Raw genomic sequence first — 15,504 nt, forward strand, 5'->3', positions numbered from 1 at the left:
GGCGGACGCATAGGGGGAGAGAAGTGTCACCTATGTATCCGGTTCAAAGTGTTACCCATCTATCGGCTGGACAATTAAACCAGCGGCTTTAGCGCCACCCACAGCGCACCGCCGATCAGGCCGATGAAGATCAACCAGCCGACCTGGTTGTTGGATTTGAACAGCCGCAGGCATTGATCGGGATCGTCGATATCCAGAACCGCTATCTGCCGCGCCATATGGGCGCCGGCGGCGATCAGCCCGGCCAGCGCCACCACCGGCACCTGCGCCGAGGCGAAGGCGATGGCGAAGCAGACCAGCGTGCCGCCATAAAGCCCGACCAGCCAGGTCTTGGTGTTGTCGCCGAACAGCCGCGCCGTCGAGCGCACGCCGACGATTGCGTCGTCTTCCTTGTCCTGATGTGCATAGATGGTGTCGTAGCCGATCACCCACAGGATCGAGCCGATATAGAGCATGATGGCCGGGCCATCGAGATCGCCGAACTCGACCGCCCAGCCCATCAGTGCACCCCAGGAGAAGGCGAGCCCGAGCACCAATTGCGGCCAGTTGGTGAAGCGCTTCATGAAGGGATAGACGGCAACGATGACCAGCGAGACGATGCCGAGCGGAATGGCGAAGTCGTTGAACTGCAGCAGCACGACGAGGCCCAGCAAGGCCTGGATGACCAGGAACGCCCAGGCTTGGCGGCGCGTCACCTTGCCGGCCGGCAATGGCCGCGAGCGCGTGCGCTCGACCTTGTTGTCGATGTCCTGGTCGACAATGTCGTTATAGGTGCAGCCGGCGCCACGCATGGCGACGGCGCCGACAAAGAACAGGAACAGGAACCACGGCGACGGCAGCAATGTGAGCAACGGGTCGCTTGCGCGCGGATAGGCGCTGGCCGCAAGCGCTGCCGACCACCAGCAGGGCCACAGCAGCAATTGCCAGCCGATCGGCCGGTCCCAGCGCGCAAGCTGCGCGTAAGGCCACAGCCAGCGCGGCAATATCTTGTAGACCCAATGGCCGCTCGGCGCGTCGGCGACGCGGCCCTGTGCGGCTTTCGACTGGATGGTTTCCATCGTGCTGGAGTGGCAGCAGCGGCGTGCCCCGTCAAGCGGCCGCATTGTCGCTCAGGCGGTGAAAATATCGTGGCTGGCAAACCATTCCTTCGCCACCTCCGTGAAGGCCAGCGCCGCCTTCGACAGCCTTTGCCTTGTGTCATGGGTGAGGATGATGCGCTGCATCGGCAGCGGATCGGACAGCGGCTTGCAGACCAGCGGCAGCCCGTCATAACTCCTGTCGCCATAAGGCCTGGTGTAGCTCACCGCGACGCCGAAGCCGTTGGCGACCATGCTGCGCTGCAGTTCGAACGAACTCGCCGTCGATTGCGAGACCGGCGACAGGCCGCGGCTGAGGAACAGGTCCAGCATATGCTGCCAGCTATGCGGCTGGTCGGTGGTGATCAAGGGATGGGTCGCCAGCTCCGCCAGGCTGACGCTGGCCTGGCTGGCCAGCGCGTGGCCTTGCGGCAGAAGCGCGTGTGGCCGCAGCTCATGCAGCAGGATGCGGGCGAAGTGCGAGGGCAGGCCGAGATCGTAGGTCAGGCCGAGATCGATCGCCGCATCGCCGAGCCGCCGGCCCAGCGTCTCGAAGGTCTCGTCGCGGACCACCACGGTGACCGCCGGGCAGCGTTGCGAAAAAGCGCGGATCAGCGCCGGCGCGAAATAAGGCGCCAGATCCTCGAAACAGCCGAGCACAAGTTCGCCCCCGACATCGGCGTCGCGCGTCCCGAGCCAACCAGTTCGTCCGCTTCGGCCAGCACCTGCTTTGCCTTCGCCACCGCGCTGCGGCCGAACGAGGTCAGCGCGATGCCGCTGCCGCGCTGGCGCACGAACAGTTTCTGGCCGAGCGTCGCTTCGACATTGTCGATCGCCACCGAGATCGAGGGCTGCGAGACGTTCAGCATCCGCGCGGCCGCGGTGACGCTGCCATGCCGTGCGACGGCGACGAGGTAACGCAGCTGGGTGAGGGTCAGATTCATAGTCTAAAACTATAAGGGAGATGAGAAGTTATTATTTTACGCGATGTGCGGCGGCTGCGATAGTCGGTCATCGAAACAGGGAAGACATGAGATGGCCGCCAGACATATCGATGCCGCAGCGATTGCCGACTACCAGCGCGACGGCGCGGTCTGCATACGCGGCGCTTTCAAGGACTGGGTCGGCACCATCGGCGCCGGCATCGAGCGCAACATGCAAAACCGCAGCGCCACGGCGTCGGACATCGCCAACGGCAAGGGCAGCTTCTTCGACGATTACTGCAATTGGGAGCGCATTCCCGAATTCGTCGACGTGGTGCGCAATTCCCCGGCCGCGGAACTCGCGGCAGCGGCGATGCAGTCGCGCAGCGCCCAGTTCTTCCACGACCATGTGCTGGTCAAGGAACCGGGCACGCAAAAGCCGACGCCTTGGCACCAGGACATCCCGTATTACTTCGTCGATGGCACCCAGACCGTCAGCTTCTGGATTCCGATCGATCCGGTCAAGGAAGCGACGCTGCGGCTGATCGCCGGCTCGCACAAATGGGACAAGATGATCCTGCCGGTGCGCTGGCTCGATGACAGCAATTTCTATGCCGGCGAGGGCGATTATCTGCCCGTGCCGGATCCAGACAAGGACCCGTCGCTGAAGGTGCTCGAATGGGAGATGGAGCCGGGCGACGCCATCCTGTTCGACTTCCGCACCGCGCATGGTGCGCGCGGCAATCCGACCGCGGCGCGTCGCCGGGCGCTGTCGCTGCGCTGGGTCGGCGACGATGCGCGCTATGTCGAGCGCCCCGGCCGTACCTCGCCGCCCTATCCCGGCCATGACATGAAGCCCGGCCAGAAACTGCGCGAGGACTGGTTCCCGGTCGTCTTCCAGAGCTGATACCGGCCGGGGACGCCGTGCTCTCGGCGCGACGTTCCCGTGCGCAACCGGTATGGCGCAAGGTAAAACTCTTGACCCGCGCCGCCCGGGGCAATAGCGCAGTCCCTGTCGTGAAATGACAAGGGACATCGGCATGCGCGTTTTGTTGATCGGCTCCGGCGGCCGCGAACATGCCCTGGCCTGGAAGATCGCGGCCTCGCCGCTTTTGACCAGGCTCTATGCCGCGCCCGGCAATCCGGGCATCGCCCACGAGGCCGAACTGGTCAAGCTCGACATCGCCGACCATGCCGCTGTTGCCAGCTTCTGCAAGGACAACGCGATCGACCTCGTCGTCGTCGGGCCGGAAGGCCCGCTGGTCGCCGGCATTGCCGATGACCTGCGCGGCGAAGGCATCCGCGTCTTCGGACCGTCGAAGCGCGCCGCAAGGCTCGAAGGCTCGAAAGGTTTTACCAAGGACCTCTGCGCCAAATACGATATCCCGACCGCTGCCTATGGCCGCTTCACCGATCTGACCGCGGCAAAGGCCTACGTCGAAAAGATGGGAGCGCCGATCGTCATCAAGGCCGATGGGCTCGCTGCCGGCAAGGGCGTCACCATCGCCATGACGCTGGACGAGGCGCGCGCCGCCCTCGATGCTTGTTTCGACGGCGCATTCGGTGACGCCGGCGCTGAGGTCGTGGTCGAGGAATTCATGACCGGCGAGGAGGCGAGTTTCTTCTGCCTGTGCGACGGCACGACCGCACTTCCCTTTGGCACCGCGCAGGACCACAAGCGCGTCGGCGATGGCGATACCGGCCCCAACACCGGCGGCATGGGCGCCTATTCGCCGGCGCCGGTTATGAGCCCCGAAATTGTCGAGCGCACCATGCGCGAGATCGTCGAGCCGACCATGCGCGGCATGGCCGAGCTTGGCGCGCCGTTCGCCGGTATTCTGTTTGCCGGGCTGATGATCACCGACAAGGGGCCGAAGCTGATCGAATACAATACCCGCTTCGGCGATCCCGAGTGTCAGGTGCTGATGATGCGGCTGAAGGACGATCTGCTGGTGCTGCTCAACGCCGCCGTCGACGGCCAGTTGGCGCACAGTTCGATCCGCTGGCGCGACGATGCCGCGCTGACCGTGGTGATGGCGGCACAGGGCTATCCCGGGACGCCGGAAAAAGGCTCGGTCATTCGGGGTCTCGACGAAGCCGCTGGCGAAGGCGTTGAGATTTTCCATGCCGGCACTGCCATCAATGGCGGCGCGCTGGTCGCCAATGGCGGCCGCGTGCTCAACGTAACGGCATCAGGCAAGACGGTGGGCGAAGCGCAAAGCCGCGCTTACGCCGCGCTCGACCGTATCGACTGGCCGCAAGGCTTCTTCCGCCGCGACATAGGCTGGCAGGCGGTGGCGCGGGAAAAGGCCAGCGCCGCCACATAAGCCTCAGCGCTCGCGAACCAGTTCCGTCGAAGCGGTGCTGACCGGGTCGGCGGCCTGCGAGAAGGCGGCCTCGAGCAGAGCCTCCGAACGATACGTGGTCCGCTTCCAGGCGACATACTCGGCAATGCCGAAGCGCGCGCGGCGCGGCACCGTCTTGACCACCGGCATGCGGAAGGCGGCGCGGAATGTCTGCCAGCGCGCGCCGAGCACCGCCACCATTTCCTCGACCGTCGGTGGCGTCGCCACATCGGCGTATGTGATGGTGACTTTGCCGGCGAGCCCGGCCGCGCGCGACACCGGCACCGGTATCGAGGCGAGGTAGTCGGGCGGCACGTCGATCAGGCCGCCGAAGGGCCATTGCTGGCGCAGTGCCGCCGCGTCCATCGGCGCGACGTTGACGTCGATGTCGTTGGGCGTGCCGGCGACGCGGTAGGGGCAGCGCAGGCGCCCGCAATTGGCCTGCGCCGAGAACTGCCACAGCGCATAGCCCTGCCAGTTGCCCATCGGAAAATGCACGTCGATGTCGGGCTTGTAGCGCGCATACCAGAGCGGCAGCCGCGACAGCAGACGGTATTGGTAGCGGTTGTCGGCGATGTACTGGGCGGTCTTGCCGTTGGTGTAGAGGATCGGGAAACGGCCGAGCCGCCGGTGCACCTGGCGCACGAATTCCTCGGCATCCTCGAGCGACATCCATTGCGAGGGGTCGTTGCCTTCGAGATCGAGGGCGAGCAGATCGTCAGGGGCTGGCTCGGCGAAATCGATGAAACTGTTGGCCTGCTCGAGCGGATTGCCGGGGCGGGCAAGATGATACGCGCCCCATTTCAGGCCGAGCGCCTTGGCCACCACCTTGCGCGTCTGAAACAGCTCGCGCGTCACCGCAAAGCGTTTCCACAATGTCTTGCAGAGTTTGACCGTAGGCTCGTCGCCGTAGCAGAAATAGGGCGGCGGCAGCCCGTCGGAGGCCTTGTTGATGAAGCCGACAATGCGCTTGTCGGTGGCAAGCTGCGCCCAGTCGATGGAATTGTATTCATAGGCGTCGACCACCAGCGCGCGGTCGCCATCCCGCCAAGGCTCGGAAAAGTCCGAGGCTGTAGCCGCTGACGTCAGCGCCATCATCGCCGCGAGAGCGATCGCTGAGCGGCGAAGAAGATGCGCCGGCGTTTTCAAACAGGGGATCCCCGCTGACCAAACACCGATGGTGGACCGGTATGGTTAAGGAAGTGCTTTCGGGCAGGAGTCCTGTCGCTCTCGCGATTTCGTCATTCTATGGCGAAGCAAGGAGCGAAGCGACGCGGCGCGGACCATAGTATGCATTCCGCGACTTCGAAGCGTTGCCACGGCGCGGAATTCTGCACCGTTGCGCCCCTAGCGCGAGGTCGCGACATGGTACTCGGCGTCCGCTACGCTCCCGCTCCACCTGTGGACGACGAAGTTCGATGAAAATCCGCGTGACAAAGTTTGACGTTTACGTAAAAAGAAGGTCGGAGGCCGCCCAGAGGCGGATGGTTTTGCATCGGCCCGGGTCCTAGGATCGAGCGGTCGGAGCAGCGGAGGAGAAAGCGGCATGTACAAGGCCCCGGTCGACGACATTTCGTTCACGCTCAAGCATGTCGCCGGGCTCAAGCCGGCGCTCGACCGCGGCGCGTTCGGGGACCTCGGCGAAGACCTTGTCGACGCCATCCTGTCCGAGGCCGGCCGCTTCGCCAGCGAGGAAGTGGCGCCGCTCTACAAGATCGGCGACGAGCATGGCGCGGTGCTGAAGGATGCGACCGTGACCACGCCGCCCGGCTGGAAGGCGCTTTACCGCAGCTGGATCGACGGCGGCTGGAACGCGCTGTCGGGACCGGAAGAATTCGGTGGCCAGGGCCTGCCGACCATGCTCGGCGTTGCCGCGCTCGAAATGTGGAACTCCGCCGCCATGGCCTTCGGCATCGGCCCGACGCTGACCATGGGCGCGGTCGAGGCGCTCGACAAGCATGCTTCCGAAGCGCTGAAGGCAAAGTATCTGGCGAAGCTCGTCTCCGGCGAGTGGATGGGGACGATGAACCTGACCGAGTCGCAGGCCGGTTCCGATCTCGCCGCCTTGCGCAGCCGCGCCGAGCCTGCCGGCGACGGCACCTACCGCATCTTCGGCCAGAAAATCTTCATCACCTATGGCGAGCATGATTTCACCGACAACATCATCCATCTGGTGTTGGCGCGGCTGCCCGACGCACCGGCCGGCACGCGCGGCATCTCGCTGTTTTTGGTGCCGAAATTCCTGGTCAATGATGACGGCTCACTCGGCGCCCGCAACGACGTCTTCTGTTCCGGCCTCGAGCACAAGCTCGGCATCCATGCCTCGCCGACCTGCACGATGATCTATGGCGACGGCTTCCAGGGTGCTGCGCCCGGCGCCATCGGTTGGCTGATCGGCGAGGAGAACAAGGGGCTCGCCTGCATGTTCACCATGATGAACAACGCGAGGCTTTGCGTCGGCATGCAGGGCGTGGCAGTGGCCGAAGCCGCGACGCAGAAGGCGATCGCCTATGCCAATGAGCGCCGCCAGGGCAAGGCATCGGACTTTTCAGGCGCCGGGATGGCGCCGATCGTCCATCACCCCGACGTGCAGCGCAATCTCTTGACCATGAAGGCTTTGACCCAGATCGCCCGCGCCATCTCGTATTCCTGCGCCTATGCCATCGACTTCGCGCGTGTGTCGACAGGCGAGGAGGCCGCGCATTGGCGCGATCGCGCCAATCTGCTGACGCCGCTGGCCAAGGCCTTTTCCACCGATATCGGCGTCGACGTTGCGTCGCTGGGTGTCCAGGTCCACGGCGGCATGGGCTTCATCGAGGAAACGGGCGCGGCCGCGCTCTATCGCGACGCCCGCATTGCGCCGATCTATGAAGGCACCAACGGCATCCAGGCGATCGACCTTGTAGCCCGCAAATTGCCGCTCGGCGGCGGCGAGCATGTGCACGGCTATATCGCCGAACTGAAGGCCATCGCCGACGAGGTGCGGACCTCGAACCTGCGGGGCTTCGGCCGCACCGCCGAAGCGCTTGACCAGGCGTTCGACGATCTCACCGAGGCGACGCGCTTCCTGCAGAAGCTGCTGGCCGACGGCCGTCTGGACGAAGCGCAAGCCGGTGCGACCCCCTATCTCAGGCTGATCTCGCTTGCTGCCGGCGGCGCTTATCTGGCGCGTGGCGGACTTGCCCAGCAGAGCCGCATCGCCCTTTGCCGCTTTTTCGCCGAAAACCTGCTCGGCGAAGTCAGCGCCTTGAAGGAACGCGTCATCGATGGCGCCGAGAGCCTCGCTACCGCCGGCAAGGCGCTGATAACGGCCTGAATACCAGAGCGCTCACCAGGGAAGAATGACCGTGACAGACCATATTCTCGTCGAGCGCCAGGGCGCCATCCAGATCATCCGCATGAACCGTCCCGACAAGAAGAACGCACTGACGCGCGCCATGTACGCGACAATGTCCAAGGCGCTAGCCGATGGCGATGCCGACCCGGCGGTTCGCGTCCATGTCTTCCTCGGTGTGCCTGGCGCCTTCTCTTCCGGCAACGATCTCGCCGATTTCCTGGTCATCGCCACCGGCGGTGAGGGCGGCAACGAGGTCTGGGACTTCCTGATGGCGCTGGCCAAAACGGAGAAGCCGATGGTCTCCGGCGTCGACGGCATTGCGGTCGGCATCGGCACCACGCTCAATTTGCATTGCGACCTGACTTTCGCCACGCCGCGCACGGTGTTCCGCACGCCCTTCGTCGACCTCGGCCTGGTGCCGGAGGCGGGCTCCAGCCTGCTGGCCCCGCTCATCCTCGGCAGGCAGGGCGCCTTTGCGCTGCTTGGGCTCGGCGAAGGTTTGTCCGCCGAACGCGCCAAGGCCGCCGGCCTGATCTATGAGGTGGTCGAGGAGGGCGGGCTAGAAGCCGCGGTACTCGCCGCGGCCGGCGCGATCGCCGCCAAGCCGCCGCAGGCGCTGAAGATTGCGCGTGACCTGATGCGCGCCCCGCGCGACGAGCTTGTCGCCCGCATCAAGGTGGAGAGCGAGCATTTCTCCGACCGGCTGAAGTCCGACGAAGCGCGCGCCGCGTTGACCGCCTTCATGACGCGTAAGAAGGCATAGGCTCACGCCAAGCTGTATCCGATCTTGCCGGTGGCGGTAGGCGTCAGGGGAAAACCGCTCAAGGGTTGTCAAAGCGCTTCGGCCTGCACTATTTCTCGCTCGATCCTGGCGGCCAGGTGGAGAGGACATGACCCGAGAATTTGTCATCGATGCGCACAGCATCGAAGCCGGCGCCCGTTGACGGGTTGAACGCCGGGACATGCTTGCCGATTTTGCAAGGCCGCTCGGCCTGACGTTCAGGCTCTGGTGGCGCTTCTGGCCGCAGCTGATCGCCATGGTGCTGTTGGGCATTTTGGGCGGCGACCTGTTCATGCAGATCGCCGCGCGCGCCGCCTTCCTCAACCATATGGCGGGCTTGGCGCTGCTGACGCTCGTCGCCTTGACGCAGCTCATCGTCACCGTCGCCATGTTCCAGACCCTGCTTCCCGGCCTGCCGGCCATCCGCGCGGCGCAACAGGGCGCGCGGGACAAAGCCTCCGAGAAAACATCTGGCGAAGAACCGAGCAGCAGCGCCGCAAGGCTGACGCACATGGTCACTGTCGCGCTCCTGCCCTTCTTCGCCTACTACGCCGCCTGGGGTTTTCTCGGCGACACGGTGCGGCAATATTCGCGCGTCACCCTCGACATGGCGCCGTTCGGCGAAGGCTCGGGTAATGTGCTCGATGTGCTGGATTCGCGCTGGCTCATATTTTCCGTCGTCATCTCCTGGCTGGTCAGGCGTTTTGCCCAGGCGATGCAGAAGCGCGGCGGCGCAAAGTCCTTCTGGCAAATCGTGGTCGTGATCTGCGAGACCAACTGGATCTTCGTCGGTCTGTACGTCATCTCGCGCTGGAAGGACGACATCGTCGGCTGGATCATGAGCCGCAACATTTTTTCCGTCCTGCAAGCTGCAGCCGACGGCGTGGCCAATCCTGTTTCCACCGCCTTTGCCGAGCCGATGGTTCCGGTGGAAGTCACCTCGATCGATACGACAACAAAACTCATCGCGCTGTTCTTCTACATGCTGCTGCCGGTGATCTGGCTGGTCATGACGGCGTTGATCTACGGCTATGATGTACGCGACGACAAGGAACTGCTGCGCGTGCACGACCGGGTCGAGCGCCTCGGCGCCCGCTATCGAAGCATCCCGAAATTCATGCGCGAGTTCGTCGAACACTTCATCTCCGGCTATCGCTCGCGCTATCTGCCGATCGCCAATGGCGTGCGCATCACGCTGAGCTCGGGTGTCGTGCTCATGCTCACGCTGATCGTCGGCTATCGTCTCATCGACTGGCTGGCCGCCTGGGCGTGGCTCGGCGCGACGCGCATCGCCGGCCCGCACGATCTCGACATCTGGCAGGTGCTGTCCGAGGGCGTGTCGCTGCTGTTCGGCAGTGCCTTCCAGGACTCATCGACCGGTATTCTGGTCGAGCCGTTGCGCATCTGCTTCCTTGCGGCGATCCTCGAAACGGCATTTGCGCTGCCCAAGCGCCGGGCCAGCGAGGCTGCGCAGCCGGCTGGTCCGGCCGGTCCGGAAGGCGAGGCGCAGAATGCTTGAAACCGCCCGATCGCGGCTGAAAGCGTGGATTGCCGCCGGCATCGGCACGGCGGCGGCGATTGCCGTTGCCGGCGTGCTGGGCGCCTTCGGGGAAAGGCATGCGCAGGTGCCGGTTCTGGCTCCAGCCGGCCCGATCGAAACCGGGCAATGGCTGCTGCGGCCGGCGAAGGCCTATGTCAGCGCCCAGAAATATGTCTATGGCACGTTGCGCAAGCCCGGGACCAAAGCGCTGGTCTTCGAGGTCGACATGACCAACCGCACGGCCCAGTCGACGAAGGATTATTTCGAACTCTTCCAGGCAAGCCAGCCGGCTGTCGACCCGGCGACAAAACCGTACATCGTGCTGACGCGCGACGAGACGCTGTCGCCGGAACTGCACCCGGATATGCCGGAGCGCATGGCCTATATCTGGGAGCTGCCGGAAGGTGCTGCCGCTCCAGCCAGCCTCGACCTGACAGTCATCCGCAAAATCTACAAACAGCGCGACAACCTCTACGGCCTGCCCGGCTGGTTCAATCCGAGCCCGGTCGGCACGCTGACCATTCCTGTCGCGCCCGATGCTGGAGGCCAGCCATGATGCGCAGACTGGCCAATCTCGTCCTGCTGCTCGCCGCCGTAGCGCTCTGCTACGGCTTGCAGGTTTCGAAGCCGCACTATGCCGACCTGATTGGCCCGATCCCGGTACGGGGCAATGTTGGAGAGACAATCGTCGGCCGCAGCTTCGAGGTGCGCGCGGAAAAGCTGGAGTTTGCGCGCAAGCTCAAGGCCGACCGGTTCGGCGAGACCAAGGTGCTGACCACTGGCGGCGTGTGGGCGGTGGTGACCGTCGAGTTCGCGGCCAAGGCTGCGTCCACGATCGTCGCGGTCGCCTCATGGCGCGGACCAACGGGCTTGACCTACGACCACACCGAGCGGCTGTCGTTCATCAACAAAGGCATTCTCCCGGTAGCTGTCGACCCCGGCCTGCCGCGGAAGGCGAGGCTGGTCTTCGAGGTGAGGCCAGAGGAGGCCGGCAACGCGACGGTGCTGATTTCAAGCAAGCTGATGGCGGCGCTCGATTCGCAGGCCGAGATTTCGATCGGACCGGTCGCAGCCGGTTCCGACGGCCTGCCTGCCGGCACCGTCGGCACGCTCGATCTGGCGCAGCCGATCGATGGGCAACCGAAATGACGGCGCTGATTGAGGATAGAGGGCTGACGGAGAAAAAATGGCGCCGCCGCAGCCTTTGGGCGCTGCTTGTGCTCGTTCCCCTGACCCTGGCGGTGCAGGCCTATGACAGCGTCAAGGCGCTGCTCGGCGACAACGATCTGTTCGAGCGCCGCGTGGCCTGGGGCCAGAGCGCGCATTTCGGCGGCAGCGAGTGGAAGCTGACCGATCTGCGCGGCGCCTTCGGAATGAAGAACCTGCCGCCCGATTCCGTACCGGTGCTCGCGGATTTCGCGGTGACCATCGACGATCCCGACCTGCAGAACCTCTGGCTTGGCTGCAAGGTGATGCTGATCGATGCCGAGGGAAGGCGCTGGTCGCCGACATCGGCGGTAAGGCTGAACGCGCCGGACAATGTTCAGACCTGCATTTCCGCGATGTTTTCGGGCGCCAAGGCCGGGGACACGATCAAGCTGCGCGAGACATTCCTGGTGCCGAAGGACGTCACCAGGACTATACGACCAGCGGTCGGCGTTGCCAGCGAACGGCCGCATTTCCTGCTGTTCCAGATGGAGAAGGACTGATCTCCGGCGGCCCCGGCGATCCTCAGGGATAAAGCCGTGTCTTGTCCCAGCCGCCTTCGGCGTTGCGCGAAAAGACCAGCCGATCGTGCAGCCGGAATGGCCGGTCGTGCCAGAACTCGATCGCCTGCGGCACGATGCGGAAGCCCGACCAGTGCTTGGGCCGCGGGATTTCGCCGATAGGGTAGCGCGCCGTGTATTCGGCCACCGCCTTCTCCAGGGCAAAGCGGCTTTCCAGCGGCCGCGACTGTTTCGAAGCCCATGCGCCGATCCGGCTGCCGCGCGGCCGCGTCGCGTAATAGGCGTCGGCTTCAGCGTCGCTGACGATCTCCACCGGACCGCGTATGCGCACCTGGCGGCGCAGCGATTTCCAGTGGAAGCACATCGCCGCCTTCATGCTGCCAAGAATCTCGCGGCCCTTGGCGCTCTCGAAATTCGTGTAGAAGACAAAGCCGCTTTCATCGAAACCCTTGAGCAGCACCATCCGCACATCCGGCATGCCGTCGGCATCGACGGTTGCAAGTGCTACGCCGTTGGCGTCGTTGATTTCGCTTTTCTTGGCGTCCTCCAGCCACTCAGCAAAGAGCCGGAACGGCTCGGCGGCTTCGGTAAAGTCACTACTTGTTAACTCAGTGTCACTCATAGTTTTTCTCAAATTGTCTCGAGCTTCAGGAGGTTGCCGATTGTCGCGTATCGCGCAAGCTTTTGACAGCGGGCAATGGAGCGTTATCGCTTCGGCCAGTTCGAAAGCCGTGATCGTGATTATCGCACTGCCGCTTGCCGCCTGCGGCGCCGGCGGCTTCAGCCTGGAAAAGGCCGAGGTCGATCGTTCCATCGTCACCTCAAGCGCGCCGGCCAGGGTGACATCGACGGACGCCGACAGCGCTTCCGACCAGACCACGATCGGCAATGCGGTGTCTTCGGCCGACATCGAGGAGCTTCGCGGCCAGGCCGTGCCGTGGGCGAATGCCGACACCGGCTCGCGGGGCTCCATCACCGAACTCGCCGAAGTGCAGGACAACGGCCAGGCCTGCCGCAGCTTTACCGCCTCGCGCGAAAGCTTCGACGGCGTCGCTTTGTTCAAGGGGCAATTGTGCATCGCCGCGGCCGGCGGCTGGCACATGCAGGACTTCAAACCGCTCTGATTTTCGAGGTTTGCGGGCATCGCAATTTCAACCCTCGATAAGCCTGCGCGCCACTGGAATTTCTTCCTATGGGAGCGCATATAAGGGCCAACGTGGATTTAACTCATTTTCCAGGGCAGGACGCATGCGCGACCCCTATGAGGTGCTGGGCGTTGCCAAGAACGCATCGGCCAAGGACATAAAATCGGCTTACCGCAAGCTCGCCAAGAAGTATCATCCGGACCAGAATCCGAATGATCCCAAGGCCAAGGACCGTTTTGCCGCCGCCAATCAGGCCTATGAGGTCGTCGGCGACGAGAAGAACCGTGCGGCCTTCGACCGCGGCGAGATCGACGCCGACGGCAAGCCGAAATTCCAGGGCTTCGAGGGCGCAGCCGGCGGCGGCGATCCGTTCGGTGGCTTCCGCCGCCAGCAGGGCGCCGGCGGCTCGCGCTTCGAATTCCGATCGGGGCGTCCGGGCGGCGATCCGTTCGACGGCAACAGCGACATTTTCAGCCAGATCTTCGGCGACGCCTTTTCCGGCGCGCGCGGCGCCGGAACAGGCGACCGCCGCCAGCAGGCGACCGCCGCCGATCTGAACGTCACGCTCGACGTCACCATCGAGGAGATAGCGACCGCCGAAAAGGTGACGGCGATGTTCCCCGACGGCCGCAAGATCGCGGTCAAGCTGCCGGTCTATGTCGAGGATGGCCAGACCATCCGGCTGAAGGGCCAGGGCGAGCAGGGGCCGGGACAGCCGGGCGATGCGCTGGTCAAGATCCGTATCCGCAGGCACCCGCGCTACCGCATCGAGGGCCGTGACTTGCATGCCGATCTGGAGGTAGCGTTGGCCGACGCGGTGCTGGGCGCCAAGGTGCCGGTCGACACGCCGACCGGCAGGCTGGCGGTCAACATTCCGGCCTGGTCGAGTTCCGATAAGGTGCTGCGCCTGAAGGGCAGGGGCTTGCCGGAAAAGGCCGGCGGCCATGGCGATCTCTACGCCCATGTCCGCATCATGCTGCCGGAAGGCGGCGACAGCGAACTCGAAGCGCTGATGCGCAGCCGCAAAGGCTGACGCGGCTCGACTTCGCTGGCTAACTGCCGGGCGCCACTTCCTCCATCCGCCGGATGGTTTCGCCGAAGCGGCGCAGCGCCTGCCGTACCGGGACATGCGGGCTCTCGATCTCCAGCAGGATCATCGTCTCGCTGCCGAGGAAGGCGGCGCTGACCAGGCTGGTCACTTCGGCGGCGGAGAATGGCCCGAGGCCGCCGAACCGCCGCTCCGCCTCTTGCGCCAGTCCGTCCAGCAGTTCGAACCAGCCGCGCAGGTCGCGGCGCACCGCCTTGGCGATTTCGGGGCTCGACAGGCTTGCCGCGATCATCTCGTGCAGGATCCGGACATAGCCGGACGCCAGATCATCGTCGAGGAAATCGCAAGCGCGTTCCCAGCGCTGCCACAGCGGCATCGGTGCCGCAAAAGTCTCCGCCTGGCGTTTCAGCAGGCCCTCGTTCAGATGGTCGAGCAGGGCCAGGAACAGCCGTTCCTTGGAGCCGAAATGGTAATGGATCTGGCTGAGCGGAACGCCGGCGATCTCGGCAACGCGGCGCGTCGACAGATCGGCGTAGCCGCCTCGATGGAGGCATAACTCGGCGGCCGAAATCAGTTCGGCGCGCGTGTCGCGCTTTTGCTTGTTCTGCGGCGGGGTAACGGATTCGGCAGCGTCCGTCATGCGGCGTGGCTGCCGCTGTTAGCGGTGCAATCTGGGCGGATCATAGCTTCTCCTGTCCGGGGCTGGACGTCCCTCCACTCTATCTCGGTCGAGCGACCGATCAAGTTGACTCGTCAGAAAATTTATGGTTTTTTGACGCTGAATTCGGTCGACCGACCGAATCCTGATGCTTGCATGGAGGGGCAGTCATGGCGGGCGTAATCACCCTTATCTACGGCGTTGCCGCATACCTGATTTTTCTCGGTTCGTTTCTCTATGCGGTCGGTTTCGTCGGCAACATGGTCGTGCCGAAATCGATCGATTCCGGAGTCGCTGGAAGTCCGGTCGAAGCCGTCATCGTCAATGCACTGCTGCTCGGCCTTTTCGCCGCCCAGCACAGCATCATGGCGCGGCCGGTTTTCAAGCGCTGGTGGACACGGATTGTCCCGCACGCGGCCGAACGCAGCACCTATGTGCTTTTGGCCAGCCTCATCCTGCTGCTGCTCTACTGGCAATGGCGGCCGATTCCCGGTCTCGTCTGGACGGTCGAGAACCCGGTCTGGGTCGCCGTCATCCATGGCGTGTTCTGGCTCGGCTGGGCGGTATTGTTGACCAGCACCTTTCTGATCAACCATTTCGAACTGTTCGGCTTGCGCCAGGTTCTCGCCGCTTTGCGCAAGAGCGAACCGGCGCCGCCCGTGTTCAGGACGCCGCTGTTCTACAAATGGGTCCGGCACCCGCTCTATGTCGGCTTTCTCCTGGCCTTCTGGGCGACGCCGTCGATGACATGGGGCCATCTTCTGTTCGCGGCGGGCAGCACCGGCTACATCCTGCTCGGCATCTTCCTCGAGGAACGCGATCTCGTCGCGATGTTTGGCGATCAGTACCGCCTCTACCGCAAGCAGGTAGGAATGCTCATTCCCTGGCGCAAAATGGCTGGATAGGGCCGATGCGTTGCCGACC

The 15,504-nt window shown here is 64.3% G+C and carries 15 protein-coding genes and 1 pseudogene; 11 read left to right on the top strand and 5 right to left on the bottom strand.

Annotation, left to right across the window (positions count from 1 at the left end; translation table 11 throughout):
* Nucleotides 1-74: 74 nt before the first annotated feature.
* Complete coding sequence (gene ubiA / locus NKI61_RS29870) at nt 75-1,058, bottom strand: 4-hydroxybenzoate octaprenyltransferase (RefSeq protein ID WP_023816800.1); 984 nt, start codon at nt 1,056-1,058, stop codon at nt 75-77.
* Nucleotides 1,059-1,109: 51 nt separating this feature from the next.
* Nucleotides 1,110-2,020 (bottom strand): annotated as a pseudogene (locus NKI61_RS29875) (LysR family transcriptional regulator).
* Between the two features lie 91 nt (nt 2,021-2,111).
* Here NKI61_RS29875 and NKI61_RS29880 point away from each other — a divergent pair.
* Together NKI61_RS29880 and purD are read left to right on the top strand one after the other, a co-directional pair.
* Nucleotides 2,112-2,906, top strand: a complete 795-nt coding sequence (locus tag NKI61_RS29880; RefSeq protein WP_023752609.1) for a phytanoyl-CoA dioxygenase family protein — start codon at nt 2,112-2,114, stop codon at nt 2,904-2,906.
* A 133-nt stretch (nt 2,907-3,039) separates the two neighbouring features.
* Nucleotides 3,040-4,326 (top strand): phosphoribosylamine--glycine ligase, encoded by a 1,287-nt coding sequence (gene purD, locus NKI61_RS29885; protein ID WP_352842024.1) that lies wholly within the window; start codon nt 3,040-3,042, stop codon nt 4,324-4,326.
* A gap of 3 nt (nt 4,327-4,329) precedes the next feature.
* On the opposite strand, the gene NKI61_RS29890 is transcribed toward purD, so the two are convergent.
* The gene (locus tag NKI61_RS29890) at nt 4,330-5,442 is read right to left on the bottom strand and encodes a glycoside hydrolase family 25 protein (RefSeq protein WP_023723281.1); all 1,113 of its coding nucleotides are present in this window, start codon (nt 5,440-5,442) and stop codon (nt 4,330-4,332) included.
* Between the two features lie 448 nt (nt 5,443-5,890).
* Here NKI61_RS29890 and NKI61_RS29895 point away from each other — a divergent pair, with 448 nt between their 5' ends.
* From NKI61_RS29895 to NKI61_RS29920, 6 genes are all read left to right on the top strand, one after another.
* Nucleotides 5,891-7,660, top strand: coding sequence for an acyl-CoA dehydrogenase family protein (locus NKI61_RS29895; protein WP_352626065.1), 1,770 nt, complete (start codon nt 5,891-5,893; stop codon nt 7,658-7,660).
* A 31-nt stretch (nt 7,661-7,691) separates the two neighbouring features.
* Complete coding sequence (locus tag NKI61_RS29900) at nt 7,692-8,444, top strand: crotonase/enoyl-CoA hydratase family protein (protein WP_352626066.1); 753 nt, start codon at nt 7,692-7,694, stop codon at nt 8,442-8,444.
* Between the two features lie 199 nt (nt 8,445-8,643).
* Entirely contained in the window at nt 8,644-9,981 is a 1,338-nt protein-coding gene (locus NKI61_RS29905; protein WP_352842025.1) for a hypothetical protein, read from the top strand.
* On the top strand, nt 9,974-10,558 hold the full coding sequence (locus tag NKI61_RS29910; RefSeq protein WP_023702034.1) for a hypothetical protein: 585 nt from the start codon (nt 9,974-9,976) through the stop codon (nt 10,556-10,558). Before NKI61_RS29905 ends, NKI61_RS29910 begins: the two co-directional genes overlap by 8 nt.
* A complete protein-coding gene (locus NKI61_RS29915) occupies nt 10,555-11,151 on the top strand; it encodes a hypothetical protein (protein ID WP_023685398.1) in 597 nt (198 codons plus the stop codon). Before NKI61_RS29910 ends, NKI61_RS29915 begins: the two co-directional genes overlap by 4 nt.
* The gene (locus tag NKI61_RS29920) at nt 11,148-11,711 is read left to right on the top strand and encodes a hypothetical protein (protein ID WP_023702033.1); all 564 of its coding nucleotides are present in this window, start codon (nt 11,148-11,150) and stop codon (nt 11,709-11,711) included. The genes NKI61_RS29915 and NKI61_RS29920 overlap by 4 nt, the downstream gene beginning before the upstream one ends.
* Nucleotides 11,712-11,733: 22 nt before the next feature.
* Here the strand turns inward: NKI61_RS29920 and pdxH are convergent, their stop codons facing one another.
* Nucleotides 11,734-12,363, bottom strand: a complete 630-nt coding sequence (gene pdxH / locus NKI61_RS29925) for a pyridoxamine 5'-phosphate oxidase (RefSeq protein ID WP_081725434.1) — start codon at nt 12,361-12,363, stop codon at nt 11,734-11,736.
* A gap of 28 nt (nt 12,364-12,391) precedes the next feature.
* Here pdxH and NKI61_RS29930 point away from each other — a divergent pair, with 28 nt between their 5' ends.
* Entirely contained in the window at nt 12,392-12,853 is a 462-nt protein-coding gene (locus tag NKI61_RS29930) for an RT0821/Lpp0805 family surface protein (protein ID WP_023687129.1), read from the top strand.
* Between the two features lie 124 nt (nt 12,854-12,977).
* The gene (locus tag NKI61_RS29935) at nt 12,978-13,907 is read left to right on the top strand and encodes a DnaJ C-terminal domain-containing protein (RefSeq protein ID WP_023692090.1); all 930 of its coding nucleotides are present in this window, start codon (nt 12,978-12,980) and stop codon (nt 13,905-13,907) included.
* Between the two features lie 19 nt (nt 13,908-13,926).
* Here the strand turns inward: NKI61_RS29935 and NKI61_RS29940 are convergent, their stop codons facing one another.
* Nucleotides 13,927-14,562: a TetR/AcrR family transcriptional regulator gene (locus NKI61_RS29940; RefSeq protein WP_352842026.1), complete on the bottom strand. Its 636-nt coding sequence runs from the start codon at nt 14,560-14,562 to the stop codon at nt 13,927-13,929.
* A gap of 188 nt (nt 14,563-14,750) precedes the next feature.
* Here NKI61_RS29940 and mddA point away from each other — a divergent pair, with 188 nt between their 5' ends.
* Nucleotides 14,751-15,485 carry a methanethiol S-methyltransferase gene (gene mddA / locus NKI61_RS29945; RefSeq protein WP_023834474.1) on the top strand — a complete coding sequence of 245 codons (735 nt, stop codon included), beginning with the start codon at nt 14,751-14,753 and terminating at the stop codon, nt 15,483-15,485.
* Nucleotides 15,486-15,504: the final 19 nt, after the last annotated feature.

Source organism: Mesorhizobium sp. M0514 (assembly GCF_040321145.1).
GTDB lineage: Bacteria > Pseudomonadota > Alphaproteobacteria > Rhizobiales > Rhizobiaceae > Mesorhizobium.

What these genes read in the sequence shown, in the direction of transcription:
- ubiA (WP_023816800.1), bottom strand. Translation starts at nt 1,058, where the DNA reads ATGGAAACCATCCAGTCGAAAGCCGCACAGGGCCGCGTCGCCGACGCG.
- NKI61_RS29880 (WP_023752609.1), top strand. Translation starts at nt 2,112, where the DNA reads ATGGCCGCCAGACATATCGATGCCGCAGCGATTGCCGACTACCAGCGC.
- purD (WP_352842024.1), top strand. Translation starts at nt 3,040, where the DNA reads ATGCGCGTTTTGTTGATCGGCTCCGGCGGCCGCGAACATGCCCTGGCC.
- NKI61_RS29890 (WP_023723281.1), bottom strand. Translation starts at nt 5,442, where the DNA reads ATGATGGCGCTGACGTCAGCGGCTACAGCCTCGGACTTTTCCGAGCCT.
- NKI61_RS29895 (WP_352626065.1), top strand. Translation starts at nt 5,891, where the DNA reads ATGTACAAGGCCCCGGTCGACGACATTTCGTTCACGCTCAAGCATGTC.
- NKI61_RS29905 (WP_352842025.1), top strand. Translation starts at nt 8,644, where the DNA reads ATGCTTGCCGATTTTGCAAGGCCGCTCGGCCTGACGTTCAGGCTCTGG.
- NKI61_RS29910 (WP_023702034.1), top strand. Translation starts at nt 9,974, where the DNA reads ATGCTTGAAACCGCCCGATCGCGGCTGAAAGCGTGGATTGCCGCCGGC.
- NKI61_RS29915 (WP_023685398.1), top strand. Translation starts at nt 10,555, where the DNA reads ATGATGCGCAGACTGGCCAATCTCGTCCTGCTGCTCGCCGCCGTAGCG.
- NKI61_RS29920 (WP_023702033.1), top strand. Translation starts at nt 11,148, where the DNA reads ATGACGGCGCTGATTGAGGATAGAGGGCTGACGGAGAAAAAATGGCGC.
- NKI61_RS29935 (WP_023692090.1), top strand. Translation starts at nt 12,978, where the DNA reads ATGCGCGACCCCTATGAGGTGCTGGGCGTTGCCAAGAACGCATCGGCC.
- NKI61_RS29940 (WP_352842026.1), bottom strand. Translation starts at nt 14,562, where the DNA reads ATGACGGACGCTGCCGAATCCGTTACCCCGCCGCAGAACAAGCAAAAG.
- mddA (WP_023834474.1), top strand. Translation starts at nt 14,751, where the DNA reads ATGGCGGGCGTAATCACCCTTATCTACGGCGTTGCCGCATACCTGATT.